The sequence below is a fragment of the Virgibacillus sp. FSP13 genome, from assembly GCF_054048505.1.
In genome coordinates this window covers 11,843-29,082 of sequence record NZ_JBSVKG010000018.1, presented here as the reverse complement: position 1 = coordinate 29,082, position 17,240 = coordinate 11,843, and the positions used below count along the sequence as shown (strand labels likewise).

The window sequence follows — 17,240 nt, the reverse complement described above, 5'->3', positions numbered from 1 at the left end:
GTTTGAGAAAGGAGTGATTTAGATGAACATACTTATGGATATCCTATTTTTAATTGCCTTCGGTTACGCTGGTTATAGATTTATTCAGGTATTGATGAAAATAAAGCAGAATGTTATTTTTCCGATTAAAGACGAGGAAATTGCGGCCATTCGAATTTACCAACAAAAACCGGTGAAATTTCCGACATATACCGAACAAAAAGCAGGGATCATTATGTATTCCTTCATACTTCTATTTGTATTGATTATGTTCTTCATCGGAAGGTTTTTAATGGAATCCGAGTTGTCATTATATCCATTGATTCTTCTCCCTTTGTTCTATACATATAATTTTCTCGATTTATTTGCCGTAGCGGATGATGGCATAATTTGTGGAGCCCGCTTTATAGCCTGGAATAAAATTAAATCATTTGAATTTGTAAGAATTGACTTTAATCATAAATATTATGGTTTCTCAAAAGAGATCAATGATAAATATGAGTTGAGAATTAAGGGCAAATTTCGTTTCATCAACTGTATTGTTACTACAGATGAAATGAAGGAGAAGCTGAACGATATTTTAAATGAACATCAAGCGGTGATTGAAAGAGCGGAATAATCACTTTTATGGGGCATGGGACAGGAAAAAAAGTGTCCCAGTTAGGAATAGAGATATTCATAGGGGCATGGAGACAGGGACAAGAAACCTGACCCCATGTCCCGCTTTACATTCTTCCGCTAACTTTTCATTGTATTTGAATGACAACACTGGAAATCACAAAAGCCTCTTAGTTGACTACAATACATTAGGGGGGTATAGTATTATTATAAAATAATAAAGGGAAGTGACGAACATGGGCGAGTTCCTTCATGATCATCCAATTACACCACGAACGAATGATGAAAAACAGGCAGTCGTAAACCGGCTGAAACGAATAGAGGGCCAAGTACGGGGTATTCAGAAAATGGTTGAAGAAGACCGTTACTGTGTTGATATTTTAGTACAAATCAGTGCCATTAATGCAGCATTAAAAAAGGTCGGATTTTCTGTAGCGGAGCGACATGCGAAACATTGTGTTACTCACGCCGTAAAATCAGGTGAAGGTGATGCTGCAATTGATGAACTAATGGATATAATGAAACATTTTTCCAAGTGAGGAGGGGACGGCTATGAGTGAACAACAGCACGCAACAGTTGGTGTGACAGGAATGACCTGTGCAGCCTGCTCAAATCGAATTGAAAAGGTTTTAAATAAAATGGACGGGGTTCAGGCACAAGTCAACTTAACAACGGAAAAAGCAAGTGTTGACTATGATCCGCAGGCAACTTCTCTTAACGATATAACTGATAGGATTGAGAAAATCGGCTACGGCGTTCAGACGGAAAAAGCCGAGTTAGATGTGATAGGGATGACCTGTGCAGCTTGTTCTTCCCGAATCGAAAAAGTACTTAATAAGCAAGAAGGGGTTAAGCATGCAACTGTAAATTTAACAACGGAAAGCGCAACAGTAGAGTACAATGCTAACCTAATGAACGAAGATGCTATTATTGGCAGAATTAAAAAGCTAGGTTATGATGCCAAGGCGAAAGCGGATAAACAAGAGAAACAATCTCAAAAAGAACAGCAGTTAAATAGGATGAGATGGAAGCTAATCATCTCCGCTGTATTAGCGGCACCATTACTAATAACGATGCTTGTACATTTATTTGGTGTAAACATACCAGACATTTTTATGAATCCGTGGTTCCAATTTGCTCTGGCAACACCAGTACAATTCATCATTGGGTGGCAGTTTTACGTTGGTGCCTATAAAAACCTGCGTAACGGTGGCGCCAATATGGATGTATTAGTCGCTCTTGGAACAAGTGCGGCCTATTTTTATAGTTTGTATGAAGCATTAAAAACAATTGGCAATCCGAGCTATATGCCACATCTTTATTTCGAGACGAGTGCTATTTTAATTACGCTTATTTTATTCGGAAAATATTTGGAAACGAGCGCAAAAAGCAAAACAACAGTTGCTATTTCTAAATTGTTAAATCTACAGGCAAAGCAGGCACGTGTCATTCGAAATGGTGAAGAGGTGATGATTCCAGTTGAAGAAGTGACGGTCGGTGATCACATGATTGTCAAACCTGGTGAAAAAATACCGGTAGATGGTATTATTGTCAAAGGAAGAACTTCCGTAGACGAGTCGATGCTTACGGGAGAATCCATCCCGATTGAAAAAGACGTTGATGCTAGTGTTGTTGGTTCAACGATGAATAAAAACGGTACAATTGAAATAGAGGCGACAAAGGTGGGTAAGGATACCGCACTTGCGTCGATTGTTAAAGCTGTAGAAGATGCCCAAGGTTCAAAAGCTCCGATCCAGCGTTTGGCTGATGTTATATCTGGATATTTTGTCCCGATTGTTGTAGGCATTGCAGTCTTAACATTTATTGTTTGGATCGCGTTTGTACAACCTGGTGATTTCGAATCTGCTTTAGTCGCAGCAATTGCTGTTCTCGTGATCGCATGTCCGTGTGCGTTAGGTTTGGCTACTCCGACTTCGATTATGGTTGGAACAGGTAAAGCTGCTGAAAACGGAATTCTTTTTAAAGGTGGCGAACACTTAGAACGTACACACCAACTAAATGCGATTATTTTTGATAAAACTGGTACTATCACCAAAGGGAAACCAGAAGTAACGGACTTTACTGGTGATGCGGAAACACTACAATTATTGGCTAGTGCAGAAAAAGGATCAGAACATCCGCTTGCTGAAGCAATTGTCGCCTATGCAACGGAAAAAAATCTGACACTCGTCGATACCGATGATTTTGAAGCAATACCCGGTCGTGGTATTCGTGCAGTGATTTCTAGCAATGAAGTATTTGTAGGTACGAGAAAATTGATGACGGAACATAATATTGATGTCCGCCACGCAGAGCAAGCGTTAATGACCTATGAAACAAATGGAAAAACGGCTATGTTAATTGCAGTCAATGGCGAATATCGTGGAATCGTTGCTGTTGCTGATACAATTAAAGAGACAGCGGTGGAGGCAATAGGCAAACTGAAGGACCAGGGATTAGAAGTTATCATGCTAACTGGGGATAATGAACGAACAGCACAAGCCATTGCCAAACAAGTCGGAATTGATCGTGTTATTGCCCAGGTGCTTCCGGAAGAAAAAGCGAACAAGGTAAAAGAAGTACAAGCACAGGATAAGAAAGTTGCGATGGTTGGGGATGGTGTGAATGATGCGCCTGCACTTGCAATTGCTGATATTGGTATTGCCATCGGAACGGGGACAGAGGTAGCGATTGAAGCGGCAGATGTCACCGTCCTTGGTGGAGAATTGTTGCTTATACCTAAGGCAATCAAATTAAGTAAGGCTACCATTAAAAATATCCGTCAGAATCTATTCTGGGCTTTTGCCTATAATAGTGCTGGAATCCCAATAGCGGCAATTGGTTTATTAGCACCATGGATAGCTGGTGCGGCAATGGCATTCAGCTCTGTAAGTGTTGTTTCGAACTCTCTTCGGTTAAAGCGGGTTAAAGTATAAAACAAATCCTTTGAAAGGGGGTGAAATGGAATGCAAAAGTTAACACTGAATGTAAAAGGTATGACATGTGGCCATTGTAAATCATCCGTTGAAGGAGCATTAGGTGAACTTGGTGGCGTAACGAATGTTGAGGTAGATTTAGCCACCGGTAAGGTAGACGTTACGTATGACGATGCAAAGGTCACCACTCAAGATATGCAAGAAGCTGTAGAAGATCAAGGCTACGATGTTGTAGCTTAATTTAAATAATGGCTGGTTCCTTTCCGGGAATCAGCCAATGAAAGTTAAAGGTATAAACCATAAAGTTTAATAACATACAGAAAAAGGAAAACTAAAACAGTAACACCTTTACTTGCTGTCTTATTTAAATCAGAATATCCCCAATCCATCAACCCCCGCGGCAAAGTAATTCATATCATAAATCGAGTATCTTTCCATGCTATTTAAAACCTCGCTTAATTTACTAACTAAGAAGGAGGAGCTAGCTTGTAACTGGCCAAAAATCCCATGATGTATATCTCTATCAATTATAGTGCTAAAATATTGGCTTCATCTTCTTAGGTGATATACTTGCCCTGGCAAATCATAATGTATGACGTTAGGAATTTATTGAAAGATATGTTTGTTAGAAGGTGTTAGATTATGGTAATAAGTAAATATTGGCTTCAACGTATTCAGCTGGCAACAGGATGGATTACGCTATTTATGGTGGGAACTGATTTATTTGTCATCTCCCCGTTGCTTCCTTCAATCGCAAATGAATTTCAAATTAATTCATCAAAGGCCGGTTGGATGGTAACAGCTTTTTCATTGATGTATGCTGTTAGTGCCCCATGGTTTGGTTCGTTATCCGATAAGTGGGGCAGACGCAGAATGATTGTAACTGGACTAATTGGCTTTACGGTTGCCAATTTATTTACAGGTATAGCTTCGTCATTTTTGTTGTTATTGGCAAGTCGAATCTTGGCAGGACTTTCCGCTTCCATGGTTAGTTCATCTGTCTTTGCAGTAACAGGCGATTCGGCTCCTGAGGGGAAACGAGGCAGATGGTTATCAATTGCAACATCAGGATTTTTGACTGCATTATGGTCTGGTACACCAATTGGAACAATAGGAAGCCAATTTCTTGGTTGGCGTTTCATCTTTTTTGCATTAGCCTTTATAGCTATTTGTTTAGCTTTGTTGAATGGGCGAGTATGGTCTGATCAACCACGGCGGGAGGCTGATCGTACCGTAAAAGAAAAAGGAAAATTTAGCGACATTTTGCTGGATGTTACGGTTACAATGTTTTGGGCCGGAGCTGTATACGGTGTGTATACATACATTGGAACAGGGTTTGAAACGGTTCAGGGGCTTTCTCCTGTCTTTGTTGCTATTGCCCTCGTTGTTTACGGAATTGGGGCGATTGCCGGAAGTTTGTCAGGCGGTAGAATTGCGGATGCATGGGAAGCAAGCATCATATCAACTATAAGTTTACTAGCACTAGCGATTTTGTTAGTCCTATTTGGAGTATACTTTTCAACCGAATTCTGGATGTGGCCTCTTCTAGCAATGTGGCCATTTGCTGGATATGTTGCATTTTCTGCATATCAAGCTCATCTGGCAAATCGATTTCCTAAGCGGCTTGGAATAGCAATGGCCTGGAATCAAACAGCAATGTATGTGGGTATTACACTAGGTTCCATTGCCGGGAGCTTTGTACTTCATAGATGGTCTTTTTCCTTACTGCCTATTGTTTGTGGCCTTATTGCGTTATTGGCGGCAATCTGGAATTATATTCGGTATATGCGTAGATAGGTGATGAGACTAGATGGGGTTGAAAATATTATAGGTTCATGATGGGATTGGATAATCATGGGGGAAATTCAGTTCAGGTGAGCATTTCTTATTAGAAAAAACCAAACGTAATGCTTTTTAGACTAGGCTCGTGATACAATATAATAAGGCTTTTTATAGCGGTGGCTCACTCCTTTTTTGGTGAGTGAAATGACAGTTTACCAGTCAATGATTCTGATAATCAGTTTTGGGAGTTTAATCACTGTATTACTGATTTTTGCAAATAAAAATAACCACCCTATCTAAGCTTGACAAGTATTCAAGGAGACTGAAAACATTCTATGGATATACCCATTCTTTATGAAGACAATCATTTACTAGTGGTTGAAAAGCCAGTCAATATACCCGTTCAGGAGGACAAATCCAAAGATAACGATCTTTTGACATTGTTAAAGCATGATTTGAAAGTTCGTTATCAGAAACCGGGCAATGTGTTTTTGGGGCTTGTTAATCGTCTCGATCGGCCGGTTGGTGGTGCAATGGTGTTTGCAAAAACGTCCAAAGCTGCTTCAAGGTTGTCTGATGTGATTCGCAGAAATGCGCTTGAACGGAAGTATTTGGCGGTTGTTAGAGGGGCCCCCGCCAAAGCGCATGCAAAATTGGAACATTATCTGTTCAAAGATAAACGTAAAAACATTGTACATACTGTGCCTGCTAGTCATGAGAAGGCGAAAAAGGCATTATTAAACTATGAGACAATTAATCGAATGAAAAACTTGAGCTTACTATCGGTGAAGCTTCATACTGGCCGTCCTCATCAAATACGTGTTCAACTTTCCGAATCAGAAATTCCAATCTATGGTGACCAAAAGTATGGCCAGCAGGTAAATAAACCTGGCCAGCAGATCGCATTATGGGCACATGAATTGCAATTCAAACATCCTACGAAAGATGAAGTGATTACAGTTAAGTCCTTCCCGCCGAAAGAGTACCCATGGAATCACTGGCTGAATTACTGTAAAGGTTAATAGCAGAAAAGTAACAGGGCAGTCAATTGCTCTGTTATTTTTTTATATCATGGCCGTTTTTTATATAGGTTTGCATTAATCATTCCACCGATTAGGAGAACAACTGCTGTGAGATAAAACCAGACCATTAAAGCAATGATACTTCCAAGCTGTCCATAAAATTCAGCGTAATTACCAATTCCAGCAAACCTTGAAAAGCCAATTGATACAACTTGCCAGCCAATCGTTGCAAAAAGTGCCCCTGGAAAGACACTTCTCCATGGTATCCTAATACTGGGAACGACCTTGTACAAAATGGAAAAGAAAAGGTACAAGAACAATGTGCCAAGTCCCCATCTCGTTAAAAACCATAAGCGGTACCATAATTCGTCTACGGTGACTCTGGTTAGAACGTATGTACGAACGAAATCCTCGATAATTGGGACAAGCAAAGAAAAGGACAGTATAATCATAAATCCCAAAGTAAGCAGTAAATCACTTATAATCCCCTGCAAAAAGAACGATTGTTTTCGTCTGATTTGATAAGCTTTGTTTAATGAGCGGACAAGGGATTGGATGGTCATTGATGCCAGCCAAAAAGCCGCTATAAGACTAAAGGACAACAATTCACCTCGTCCTTTATTCAATATGGTTTCCAATGTATTACGGACAACAATGTACGTATCGTGAGGAGCAAATGGTTCAATCATGACAAGAATATTCTCAGGATTTACCTGCAGAAAGCCAATAAGTGAAAAGAGAAAAATTAGAAAAGGAAACAATGATAGCATAAGGTAATAAGCCATTTGCGCCGATTGGTCATAAAACCGCTCCGCAAAAAATCGAATGAGGATTTGTTTGGTGGCTGTTATTAAATTCACAGGTAAAACCTCCCTTCCCTCACTCTAGCTGATGCATGTCCAATTAGTTTAATACTATGATGAAATACATTATTTTATCCATTTTATGAAAAAGTGGAAAGAAAGCGAGTATGATTAAAAGGATTTCTATATGGTTATAGCGAAGTATAAGTATAATATATACGCATTATAAAAGTCTGAAGGAGTGATCGCTTGACAAGTCCGATTAAAAATCAAATTAACACTATCTTTGTGCATGTAAGTGATTTAGCAAGTTCAGTTAAATGGTACTCTCAATTACTTGGTCAGGAGTTTGACTTATCAAACGTATCCAAACCGGTATACAATTTGCAGATTAATCATCATACAGGATTAACGTTGGATGGGGGTCCAGAGGGGGTTTTAAAGCAAGATCAATCCTCCAACTATCCATTGTTTAATTTCCATACCGATGATATTCAAAAATCGTATGAATACGTGAATAGGCTTGGATACCAAATTGAATCAGAAATTGTCCATTTTGATGATTTTGCTTTTTTTACCATTCGTGATCCTGATCAAAATGTTGTGATGATCTGTACAGGATAAAAGAGGTATTAGAAATGTTTGCTCTTAATAATTGTAAATCGTCATATGACTTCCACTTTTAATTCTATGCTAAAATATTAGTAGGAGGGAACATGATGATCTATATAGGTTTAACGGGATGGGGAGACCATCATTCCCTATATCCTGCTCACATGAAAGCAAAAGATAAACTACCTGAATATAGCAGTCATTTTCCAGTTGTGGAAGTCGATGCGTCCTTCTATGCGGTACAGCCTACCAAAAATGCTTTAAAGTGGGTGAAGGAAACACCGGAAAATTTCCGCTTTGTTGTGAAGGCTTATCAAGGAATGACAGGACACCAGCGTCAAGAGTTACCTTTTGAAACAAGAGAAGAGATGTTTCAGGCCTTCAAGGAATCTTTAAAGCCATACCAGGATGCAAACAAGCTGGCAATGGTGCTATTTCAATTCCCGCCATGGTTTGACTGCAAGAAAGAGAATGTGGATTATTTACGGTTTTGCAAGCAAATGATGGGAGATATTCCGGTTGCGCTTGAATTTAGAAATCAAACTTGGTTTAGTGATAAGTATCGTGCCAATACGCTTTCTTTTATGAAGCAAGAGGGCTGGATTCACTCCATTGTTGATGAGCCACAAGCAGGAGATGGATCTATCCCTATTGTTCCTGTGACAACAAGTGAAAACGTGACATTAGTACGGATGCATGGTAGAAACCTGCATGGATGGAATAAACCGAACGGAGCTGCCACGAACTGGCGAGAAGTTCGCTATTTATACAAATATAATCGTAATGAGCTTTTGGAATGGAAAAACAGAATCATGAAGCTGACAAAGGATACGAAGGATATTATCGTTTTATTCAACAATAATTCAGGTGGGGATGCAGCCGGCAATGCAAAAGAGTTTCAAAAAATGCTTGGCATTGAATATGAAGGACTTTCACCAAGGCAGTTGGATTTATTTTGAAAAGAGAAGACTTGTACGAAATGTTAAGCAATCCTCAATAAATTCTTTTGGCGTGAAAAAATTTTTATCGGATATATCTCCTTTTTGTATATGAAGTTAAGAAAAAATCCCCTGTGGAGTAATGTTTACCACAGGGGATTTAAATAAATGGAGCTCTCACGTTTATTTCCAGCTATTAAGTAAATCTTGAACAGTATTATTTAAATTTTCTCTCGCTTCTGCGTTAATGAATTTACCCATCGCTTTGTTGTTCAAATGTTTCAAGAATCCTTCCATCTTCTTAACAGCCTGATGATGATGGCCTTTATTTAATTGATGTTCGGCTTGTTTTACCTTGTTGACAAGTTTTTGGGCCAGTGGATGATCAATATCACCAGATTGTTTGTATGCGGTAATAGTTTGTTTAACTGATGATAGTGTTACTGGTTCTTCTTCCACATCTGACGTTAGATCAATCGCATATTTGGCAAAGCCGTCTGTCCCCTCACCGAGATATGTGATATTTCCGTCTTGCTGGATGAATTGCTGTGCATCCGATGAAGATTGGAATGTGAGCTTTGGATTACTGTCAATCGATGCAAATGACCAGTTGTCGTCTGCAGATGGATCAATTGTGCCATTTTCTTGAATATAATCAATTACTACTTGCCTGTTTTCCGCTTGTGGAGAAAGGACAATCTGGCTACCGTCTAAATTCGGGAAGTTACCTCCTCCACCGGCACGGTAGTTATTTGTTGCTACAAGAAATTCCTGCTCGTCTTGAACGTTCTTACCGTTGTATTGTAAATTCACGATGCGATGGGTATTCGGATTGATTAACTCACCATCCTGGTTATAGCGGGTTGGTTCCGTAACATCAATTTCATATGTGATACCATCGATCACATCAAAGTTATATGTCGGAAAGTCATTGTTAATTAAGGACTGCTCTTCCGAAGCGTTCGGGTCAATTTGGCTAAATTGTCCTGCAGCCATTTCTAACCATTCGTGAATTTGCTTTCCAGTTAATTTTACGACTTTCAAGGTATTTGGATACACGTAAAGATCAGATACATTTTTAATGGCAATCGGACCTTCTGGAATATACGTATAATAGCTGGCTCCACTTCTGCCACCAGCTTTAAATGGTGCGGCTGCAGATAAAATTGGTAAATCTTCATATTCGGTATCCTGGACAGCCTTTTCTGTATACCATTTTTGTGCGTTTGAAACAATTTGAACTGATGGATCATCTTTGACAAGTGCAAAGTAACTATAAATTGGTGCAGTTGTTTCACCAACTTGGGATCGAATATAATCAAGTGTTGCCTGGTGATCTTCGGAAACGGCGTCGAGAATTTCCTGATCCGGTTCAACAAGTGCTTCACCGGTACTGTCATCATAAATTGATTGTACTTCGGCGCCGGAATCGATGACATCCCAATTGTCTCCATTCTTTTGGAGTTTCAGATCAATGATTCCTAAGTGGTTACCCCAGAATCCTGCTTCAACGGAAGGTACACCATTGATCGTTCCCTTTTCTAAGTCAACACCAGGGATTCCCGCAAATGTTTTACCTGGAAAGACTTCGTGGGCATGGCCAAACATGATTGCATCAATGCCTTCAACTTCTGTTAAATTGTAAGTGGCATTTTCTTCGCGTTCCTTTAATTCAACAGACCCCAGTCCAGAATGCGGAACTGCAACAATAATATCAGCACCTTGTTCCTTCATTTCTGGAACATACTTTTGAGCTGTTTCATAGATATCCTTGGTAATTACTTTTCCTTCTAGGTTCGTTTTGTCCCATTGCATGATTTGTGGTGGAACAAAGCCTATGACTCCAACATTAATTGTTTGAGTATTGCCGTTTGAGTCTACTACTTGTTTAGGTAGAATCATATATGGTTCAAAAAACGGTTGATCATTTGTTGGATCGTCATCACCGTCATCATAATAGACATTTGCATTGATATATGGGAAATTAGCATCGTCAATTGCTTCCTTTAAATAATCGATACCATAGTTGAATTCGTGGTTACCAATATTTCCCGTGTCATAGTCTAATAGATTCATCGCCTTATAGACGGGATGTACTTCTCCTTCTTCAAGACCTTTTTGGGCGATGTAATCCCCAAGTGGGTTACCTTGGATTAGGTCACCGTTATCAAATAGCATGCTATTGTTAACTTCGCTTCGGGCTTGCTTGATTAGCGTTGCTGTCATCGCTAGCCCAAATTCATTTGTTTCCGTATCTTGATAATAGTCGTAATTTGCAAGATGGACATGTATATCCGTCGTTTCCATAAGTCTTAAGTTGACAGTGCTTTCTCCAGCCGTTTCTGCATTTGCAGAGTTGTTACTAAGCGGTATAGTTATAAGCAGTGTTGCAAAAAGCATGAGTGCAATTTTTCCTGTTCGCCTAATCTTCTTCATTGTGAAACCCCTTTCAAATTTTTGGTCAATTACTAGATTAAAGGATGACTAATCATTTTGAAATAGGGCAATGGTTATGGGTGAAATGAATTAATTGCTAATTTAATTGGTAGAGGGAACAATTTTACTTAGGAGATAAAATATTCTATCAATTATGATATAATAAAGTGGAAAAGTCGCTAAAAAGGGTGTCATAATGCATAAGTTGTCTCTAAAACTTTTAAGAAGAATTAAATTAGAATATCGTAATTTAGGAGCCCAAAATGAATGTATTACAACTCACAAATATCCATTATACCGTACATAAAAAATGTATATTCAAAGGTGTAGCTATATCGATAAAGAATGGTGAGTGTATAGCCATTGCCGGGGAAAATGGGTCGGGTAAAAGTACCTTGCTTAAAATTATCGCCGGATTAATTGTTCCCAATCAAGGCGACGTCAAACGATCAACAAAAAATATGGGCTATGTTCCAGAACAGCCCCCTAAATTATTACGCTTTACAGCTAATGAATACTTAAAGCATATGGGTCAGATTCAGGGGCTTTCAGCTAGTGTTTTGGAGTTGCGCAGTAGAGAACTTATTAGGGAATTTGGTTTGGAAGCTTATCAGCATACTAACACGCCGTATTTATCAAAAGGAAATAAGCAAAAGGTGAACATTATTCAGGCTTTATTAACCGACCCCGAGCTTCTTTTGCTAGATGAACCGCTATCTGGGTTAGATTCTGATTCGCAGGAAAGGCTGATAGAGACGTTGACACAGCTAAAAAAAGAAGGTACAACGATTGTTTTTACATCCCATGAGTCGTATCTTGCTGAAAAACTAGCTGATCGAAAAATTCATGTGACACAACAACAAATAAAGGAAACATCGGTGGCTGGGATAAACAATCATTATCGAACAATTGAATTTACAGGGAAATCTGAAACGCTAGTATCTTTTGTTTGCAGTTCAACAACCATTATCAAGCATGTTTATCAGTCCACATCGTCCCATATTATTACTGTATATGCCGAAAAAAGTAACGAAGTAATTAGCAACATCCTTACATTAGGTGGAACCATTCAATTTGTCTCTCGTCAGATGAATGTGTTACCGAAATTGGAATCTAAAGATGCTGGGAGGGATAGGCAATAAGATGAAAAATTTGATGACGTATTGCATGCAGGATTATATACGATCATATCAGTTTGTCCCCCCTGTATGCCTTTTTTTGCTTTGGACGATCATTTCCTACACGTATACGCCAAATCCTGTATTAAGCAGCTACGGGATTTCTTGTGCTGTTCTTTATTTTATTGCGGCTTGGATATCGGTAACCGTCATACAAATAACAGATTCAGTGCAACTGCAGATTACTGTTGTACACGTTAAAAGTATTATTAAGGTTTTTAGTAGTAAGATTTTGTCTGTGTTTCTCATCACTTCGGTACTATCCGTATTTGCTATTTTCTATCCGTTTGTGATTGGGGCATTTGATCGTTCAGTCACATTTCAGGATATTTTCATTGCTGTTGTTTCTCATCTACTAATATCCTTGTTAAGTATTTCGATTACCATTTTTCTAAGCTGGATGACACGGGCCAAAACAGTTAGTTCCTGGCTGCTGCTTGTACTGGTGTTACTTATTTCTCTCGTAAAAGGTGGCCTGGAAGATGCGCTGCCACAATTTATTTCTTATGTAACTTGGCTCATTCCACCGGCGTTTTCCATTGTTGATTTGCTAGGGGATGATCGCTTATATATAAACACACATTTATTGCTGGAATGGATGTATGTATTCGTATATGCCGTTGTTTTGATCCTTTTGTACTTTTGGCGAATTCGTAGGCGGGATGTGCAGTTTAAATAACAAGTGGTATGAACAACGATTTCATACCACTTTTTCAATAGGGGAAGGTTGGATACTAAGAATTATTATTTACCTGCGATATAATTCTTTCTGCTATTTCCTCATTAGCCGCTTCCAACTCTTTGTGTTCATCAACAGAATCTCCTGCAAAATTATCCTCTTCCTTTATCGGATTGTTCGTGTCTAGTCCGTTATTGACACTAATCTCACCATCTATATTTGCTTTGGTCGGAAATGGGAATTTCTTCTTTTGTTTATCCGTCATTATTATCACCTCGTAAAATAGCTTGTGTACCCCTGTGTTTTTTATGCCTTTATTAAAGGCTGGATCTGTTAGGGTTCAGTCCTTTTTTTAGCTTTAATGAAATTTTTCTTGCTTTATATACTGAGTATCTATATACTAAGTGAATAGATACTCAGTATATAATGGATGAAGGTGATAGAATGGTTGATCTAATTCTTACTTATCAATGGGAATTGTTCATCACGGTAGAAGTGTTGTCCCTTGCTTCACTGCTTTTGTTTGGAGTTGTACGTTACCTTTTTGATAAGCGTAACTTTAGCCTGCTGTTCCTTATTGGTTTTGTTGCACTATTGGTTCTTGAAGCTATGTTAGCGGTGTTGATCTATAAGGAAACAGGTGAAATATCAAGATTTCAGATCGTTATTACGATTTTTGTAATTTATGCGTGTACATTTGGAATTTTTGACTTTATGAAATTAGATCGTTGGATGCGTAAAGTAATTGGGGGATGGCGTAATGTCCAACTTCTTTCAAATAAAGATATAGAAATCATGAATAGACAGAAGGATCCAAAATATGTGGCCAGGAAATATCGCTGGAGTTCCATTGCACATCTTATTGTATTCGTTGTTGTTCAAATAGCATTCTGGATTTACGGAACTGGTGGTGTAACCCAATCCCTGGAATATGCGAAGGACTTATCATGGATCGGTACAGAAAAAGTTAGAGAAACGCCATATGCGAATGAGACGATTTATGGTATTTCGATGGTTTGGGGGATTGTTTTTATCGCTGATTTTATTTATTCATGGTCATATACAATATATCCATCTAATTCGAAAGGGTGACAAGTATGATTCAAATGAAAGGTGTAAAAAAAGAGTATAAAACTGGGAGTGAGGCGACACAGGTTCTAAAGGGTGTTGACTTTTCCGTGAAAAAAGGTGAGTTTGTAGCAATTATGGGGCCAAGTGGATCCGGGAAAAGCACACTCCTTCAACTGCTTGGAGGGCTGGACGTTCCTACAGAAGGGTCGATTACACTTGATGGCCTGGAATTAGAAACGAAATCAGAGAAAAAAAGGACCATTATAAGGCGTGAAAAGATTGGTTTTGTGTTTCAAAGCTATCAGCTCCTCCCAACGTTATCAGTCTATGAAAACATTGCCTTTCCGTTGCATGCAAGTGGCAAAAAGGTGGATTCAGCAGCTGTACATGAACTTTTAGAAGCAGTGGATTTAGAGGGCTATGACAAACGCTTTCCGCATGAATTAAGTGGCGGACAGCAACAGCGAGTGGCAATAGCACGTGCGCTAATCCACAAACCAGCCATTTTGCTTGCAGATGAACCGACTGGTAACTTGGACAGGGAGCGATCAAGCGATATTTTAGAGCTATTGTCTTCCTTCCATCAAGATAGGGGGCAGACAATTGTCATGGTAACACACGACATGTTTTCGGCGGGCTATGCTGATCGAATTATTTTGTTTAAAGATGGGATTATTGAGACAGAAGTAAAAAGAGAGGATGATGATTATGCTGAGTTCCTTTCGCGTTTCATGGCGTAATTTAATGAGGTATAAAAAGCGGTTTTTCTTTACGCTTTTTTCCATCATTCTCGGTGTGGTTGTTATGACAGGGATGCTGATTGCAAAGCAGACGACTTCAAACACACTTGAAAGCTATGAAAAAATGTCTATGGGTGATAGTGATTTCCAGGTTCAAAGTAATGATCATGTTTTTCAACAGAAAGAATTAGACTGGTTACTCGCACGCGATGAATTTAAAATGGGAAATGCCATTTTATTGAAACGAGGATTCGCTAAAATAGATGGAATGAGTTCCGCACAAACATCTGTAAGGCTTACAGGTGTATCAAGTTTTGATAACGGTTTAATTGAGCTAACTGTAAAAAAGGGGGACCTTTCAAGGAAAGGGCTTATTATTACAGAGAATGCTGCGAAGCTTTGGAAAAAAGGGATTGGCGATACGGTTACATTTAAAAATATGGGGAATATAGAAGTTACTGCAATTGTTTATGAAGGATCGATGCTGAGTAGCCCCCGGACTAAAGAACAGGCAAAATACGGTTATTCACAAGTTATGGTTCCGCTTGATATACTGCAAAACTGGACTGGATTGGAAGGGCAAATCACAAACTATCGATTTGAAACAAAGGAAACATCAAAAAAGGATAAGCTTCTTGCCTCTTACCAAAAAGAGTTTGCATCTTCTGATTTATTCGTGCAGCCAGTTGTTATGGATGACATGCAAAATAATGATGTGGAAGGTCTATACTATACATTTGATATAATAGCAATTTTAGCTATATTTATAAGCGGATTTATTGCTTTTAATATGATTTATGCGAGCATTATTGAACGAAGAAAAGAGTTTGCAGTAATGAAAAGTCTGGGCTACACAAATGGAGGTATCTATCGTCTTGTTCTGCAGGAAATCGGGCTTCTTTCGATAATAGGAACCGCTGTTGCTCTTCCGATCGGTATTTGGTTTGGTGATTTTTTTCAGGAAATGCTAATGTCAGCAATTGCCTCGCAAAATATCAAATATGACTTGGAATTGGCATCTCCACTTATTATTTCGGCAATCGTCGGGATACTGTTTCCTTTTCTGACTGCTGTTTTCCCCGTTTATCAGGCAGGAAAAACGTCAGTTATGGAAGCGATGGTAGATAAGGCAGTACCACAACAAATTAGCAAAAGAGCAAATATTATACGAATAATAGCTGGTATTATATGTACTGGAATAGGATTGATCGATAACGCTTGGGCTTTTTTACTACTCTTTGTTGGCCTTGTACTTTTGTATCCATTGTTTATGCGAATAATTCAATGGATTATTGGTCCCTTTTTTCAGATTACATTTCAATACGCTGGAAAACAGGCGGTCAGATCTGTTAAACAATTTGAGAATCGTAATGCCAGTACGTCTGCGATGCTAGCGATTGGCGTCAGTTTAGCAATGTTCATGAGTGCAGCCCTTGAATCACTTCCAGATGGAATGGAAGATGAAGTTCGTAGTACGTTTGGTGGAGATCTTCATGTCACGAAGGAAACACCATGGCAGGATGACGATCTTGACGTTATTCAAGGAATGGAAGGTATTACAAATGTCTATCGATTTGCAGACATTCCAAATATAACGTGGCAAACAAAGGATGGCGAAGATAGGGAATTTTCACTGATGAGCTACTCAGGTAACCCTGATGAAGCCGAAGTCTTTCGTATTTCAAATGAAGTCAATGAAGTGACTCAGCTTCCGATACTCTATCTCGGAGAGCGTGCATTAGCTGAGTGGAAAGGAGAAGTTGGAGATAGTATTACATTAAATACACCTTCTGGAAAGACTAATTTCTATGTAAAAGGAAGTGTGCAGACCTCCCATTATACAAGTTACCTGGCATTTGTAGAAGAGTCGATTCTGGGGGATGTTCTAAATTGGCCCCACCTATTTCATGTGGCAATATCTACCAGCGAAACAAGCACTCCGTTTGTCTATTCAAATTTATCGGAGAAATATGGTAATGAACTTTCAAGTATTTCCAGTGTATCACAGAAGGTTGAGCAATCGACCAATGCGGTAACTGGAATGAATGAGCTCATGCAGGGACTGCTTCTTCTAGTTATAGCGCTATCTGCTATAGGAGTTAGTAACACCTTATTCATGAATACAATTGAGCGGATAAAGGAAATTGGTACAATGCGAGCAATCGGTTTTACAAAGGGGCAAGTCAAACTTATGATCATTGCAGAGGGGTTAATTATTGGTGTTACCGGTGTGGTTGTAGGAACTGCATATGGCATCCTTGCTATCTACTTAAATTCACAATCTGATCAGGCGCAGGCATTATTAAGTTTTACGGTTCCATGGGTAAGTTTATTTTTGGCAGTTGCAGGTGGTATACTATTTACAATGGCTGCAGCATGGTTACCAAGCATCACAGCATCACGAGTTCCTGTTAAGGAAGCGATATCTTATGAATAAGCGGGGAT

General features: G+C 39.0%; 17 protein-coding genes. 14 read left to right on the top strand and 3 right to left on the bottom strand.

All coding sequences use genetic code 11. The features are described 5' to 3' along the window. Positions 1–22 precede the first annotated feature (22 nt). The 7 genes from ACW2QC_RS14330 to ACW2QC_RS14300 all read left to right on the top strand — a co-directional run bounded on the left by ACW2QC_RS14330 (position 23) and on the right by ACW2QC_RS14300 (position 6,338). Positions 23–598, top strand: a complete 576-nt coding sequence (locus ACW2QC_RS14330) for a hypothetical protein (protein ID WP_457544650.1) — start codon at positions 23–25, stop codon at positions 596–598. Between the two features lie 235 nt (positions 599–833). After that, positions 834–1,136 carry a metal-sensing transcriptional repressor gene (locus tag ACW2QC_RS14325; RefSeq protein ID WP_457544649.1) on the top strand — a complete coding sequence of 101 codons (303 nt, stop codon included), beginning with the start codon at positions 834–836 and terminating at the stop codon, positions 1,134–1,136. 13 nt (positions 1,137–1,149) lie between these two features. Next, entirely contained in the window at positions 1,150–3,534 is a 2,385-nt protein-coding gene (locus tag ACW2QC_RS14320) for a heavy metal translocating P-type ATPase (protein WP_457544648.1), read from the top strand. Positions 3,535–3,564: 30 nt separating this feature from the next. Further along, positions 3,565–3,774, top strand: a complete 210-nt coding sequence (copZ, locus tag ACW2QC_RS14315; protein ID WP_457544647.1) for a copper chaperone CopZ — start codon at positions 3,565–3,567, stop codon at positions 3,772–3,774. 402 nt (positions 3,775–4,176) lie between these two features. Next, positions 4,177–5,331 carry an MFS transporter gene (locus ACW2QC_RS14310; protein WP_457544646.1) on the top strand — a complete coding sequence of 385 codons (1,155 nt, stop codon included), beginning with the start codon at positions 4,177–4,179 and terminating at the stop codon, positions 5,329–5,331. Positions 5,332–5,520: 189 nt separating this feature from the next. Further along, the gene (locus tag ACW2QC_RS14305) at positions 5,521–5,616 is read left to right on the top strand and encodes a putative holin-like toxin (RefSeq protein WP_457544645.1); all 96 of its coding nucleotides are present in this window, start codon (positions 5,521–5,523) and stop codon (positions 5,614–5,616) included. Positions 5,617–5,651: 35 nt separating this feature from the next. Further along, positions 5,652–6,338, top strand: a complete 687-nt coding sequence (locus ACW2QC_RS14300; protein WP_457544644.1) for an RluA family pseudouridine synthase — start codon at positions 5,652–5,654, stop codon at positions 6,336–6,338. A 47-nt stretch (positions 6,339–6,385) separates the two neighbouring features. On the opposite strand, the gene ACW2QC_RS14295 is transcribed toward ACW2QC_RS14300, so the two are convergent. Beyond that, on the bottom strand, positions 6,386–7,198 hold the full coding sequence (locus ACW2QC_RS14295; protein WP_457544643.1) for a YihY/virulence factor BrkB family protein: 813 nt from the start codon (positions 7,196–7,198) through the stop codon (positions 6,386–6,388). Between the two features lie 192 nt (positions 7,199–7,390). Here ACW2QC_RS14295 and ACW2QC_RS14290 point away from each other — a divergent pair, with 192 nt between their 5' ends. Further along, positions 7,391–7,765 (top strand): VOC family protein, encoded by a 375-nt coding sequence (locus tag ACW2QC_RS14290; protein ID WP_457544642.1) that lies wholly within the window; start codon positions 7,391–7,393, stop codon positions 7,763–7,765. Between the two features lie 95 nt (positions 7,766–7,860). Continuing rightward, entirely contained in the window at positions 7,861–8,712 is an 852-nt protein-coding gene (locus tag ACW2QC_RS14285) for a DUF72 domain-containing protein (protein ID WP_457544688.1), read from the top strand. Positions 8,713–8,874: 162 nt separating this feature from the next. Here ACW2QC_RS14285 and ACW2QC_RS14280 read toward each other — a convergent pair whose 3' ends face one another. Further along, entirely contained in the window at positions 8,875–11,127 is a 2,253-nt protein-coding gene (locus ACW2QC_RS14280) for a bifunctional 2',3'-cyclic-nucleotide 2'-phosphodiesterase/3'-nucleotidase (RefSeq protein ID WP_457544641.1), read from the bottom strand. 263 nt (positions 11,128–11,390) lie between these two features. On the opposite strand from ACW2QC_RS14280, the gene ACW2QC_RS14275 reads away from it, so the two are divergent. Together ACW2QC_RS14275 and ACW2QC_RS14270 are read left to right on the top strand one after the other, a co-directional pair. Then, positions 11,391–12,269 carry an ATP-binding cassette domain-containing protein gene (locus tag ACW2QC_RS14275; protein WP_457544640.1) on the top strand — a complete coding sequence of 293 codons (879 nt, stop codon included), beginning with the start codon at positions 11,391–11,393 and terminating at the stop codon, positions 12,267–12,269. A gap of 1 nt (position 12,270) precedes the next feature. Continuing rightward, on the top strand, positions 12,271–12,984 hold the full coding sequence (locus tag ACW2QC_RS14270; protein ID WP_457544639.1) for a hypothetical protein: 714 nt from the start codon (positions 12,271–12,273) through the stop codon (positions 12,982–12,984). 55 nt (positions 12,985–13,039) lie between these two features. Here ACW2QC_RS14270 and ACW2QC_RS14265 read toward each other — a convergent pair whose 3' ends face one another. After that, on the bottom strand, positions 13,040–13,249 hold the full coding sequence (locus ACW2QC_RS14265; protein ID WP_457544638.1) for a hypothetical protein: 210 nt from the start codon (positions 13,247–13,249) through the stop codon (positions 13,040–13,042). A gap of 179 nt (positions 13,250–13,428) precedes the next feature. On the opposite strand from ACW2QC_RS14265, the gene ACW2QC_RS14260 reads away from it, so the two are divergent. Genes ACW2QC_RS14260 through ACW2QC_RS14250 form a run of 3 tightly spaced genes read left to right on the top strand, consistent with a single transcriptional unit; the run spans position 13,429 to position 17,232 of the window. Continuing rightward, positions 13,429–14,076: a hypothetical protein gene (locus ACW2QC_RS14260; protein ID WP_457544637.1), complete on the top strand. Its 648-nt coding sequence runs from the start codon at positions 13,429–13,431 to the stop codon at positions 14,074–14,076. A 5-nt stretch (positions 14,077–14,081) separates the two neighbouring features. After that, positions 14,082–14,795, top strand: a complete 714-nt coding sequence (locus ACW2QC_RS14255) for an ABC transporter ATP-binding protein (RefSeq protein ID WP_457544636.1) — start codon at positions 14,082–14,084, stop codon at positions 14,793–14,795. Between the two features lie 4 nt (positions 14,796–14,799). Further along, positions 14,800–17,232 carry an ABC transporter permease gene (locus ACW2QC_RS14250; protein WP_457544635.1) on the top strand — a complete coding sequence of 811 codons (2,433 nt, stop codon included), beginning with the start codon at positions 14,800–14,802 and terminating at the stop codon, positions 17,230–17,232. Positions 17,233–17,240: the final 8 nt, after the last annotated feature.

What these genes read in the sequence shown, in the direction of transcription:
- ACW2QC_RS14325 (WP_457544649.1), top strand. Translation starts at nt 834, where the DNA reads ATGGGCGAGTTCCTTCATGATCATCCAATTACACCACGAACGAATGAT.
- ACW2QC_RS14320 (WP_457544648.1), top strand. Translation starts at nt 1,150, where the DNA reads ATGAGTGAACAACAGCACGCAACAGTTGGTGTGACAGGAATGACCTGT.
- ACW2QC_RS14260 (WP_457544637.1), top strand. Translation starts at nt 13,429, where the DNA reads ATGGTTGATCTAATTCTTACTTATCAATGGGAATTGTTCATCACGGTA.
- ACW2QC_RS14330 (WP_457544650.1), top strand. Translation starts at nt 23, where the DNA reads ATGAACATACTTATGGATATCCTATTTTTAATTGCCTTCGGTTACGCT.
- ACW2QC_RS14310 (WP_457544646.1), top strand. Translation starts at nt 4,177, where the DNA reads ATGGTAATAAGTAAATATTGGCTTCAACGTATTCAGCTGGCAACAGGA.
- ACW2QC_RS14305 (WP_457544645.1), top strand. Translation starts at nt 5,521, where the DNA reads ATGACAGTTTACCAGTCAATGATTCTGATAATCAGTTTTGGGAGTTTA.
- ACW2QC_RS14275 (WP_457544640.1), top strand. Translation starts at nt 11,391, where the DNA reads ATGAATGTATTACAACTCACAAATATCCATTATACCGTACATAAAAAA.
- ACW2QC_RS14285 (WP_457544688.1), top strand. Translation starts at nt 7,861, where the DNA reads ATGATCTATATAGGTTTAACGGGATGGGGAGACCATCATTCCCTATAT.
- ACW2QC_RS14255 (WP_457544636.1), top strand. Translation starts at nt 14,082, where the DNA reads ATGATTCAAATGAAAGGTGTAAAAAAAGAGTATAAAACTGGGAGTGAG.
- ACW2QC_RS14280 (WP_457544641.1), bottom strand. Translation starts at nt 11,127, where the DNA reads ATGAAGAAGATTAGGCGAACAGGAAAAATTGCACTCATGCTTTTTGCA.
- copZ (WP_457544647.1), top strand. Translation starts at nt 3,565, where the DNA reads ATGCAAAAGTTAACACTGAATGTAAAAGGTATGACATGTGGCCATTGT.
- ACW2QC_RS14270 (WP_457544639.1), top strand. Translation starts at nt 12,271, where the DNA reads ATGAAAAATTTGATGACGTATTGCATGCAGGATTATATACGATCATAT.
- ACW2QC_RS14250 (WP_457544635.1), top strand. Translation starts at nt 14,800, where the DNA reads ATGAGGTATAAAAAGCGGTTTTTCTTTACGCTTTTTTCCATCATTCTC.
- ACW2QC_RS14300 (WP_457544644.1), top strand. Translation starts at nt 5,652, where the DNA reads ATGGATATACCCATTCTTTATGAAGACAATCATTTACTAGTGGTTGAA.
- ACW2QC_RS14265 (WP_457544638.1), bottom strand. Translation starts at nt 13,249, where the DNA reads ATGACGGATAAACAAAAGAAGAAATTCCCATTTCCGACCAAAGCAAAT.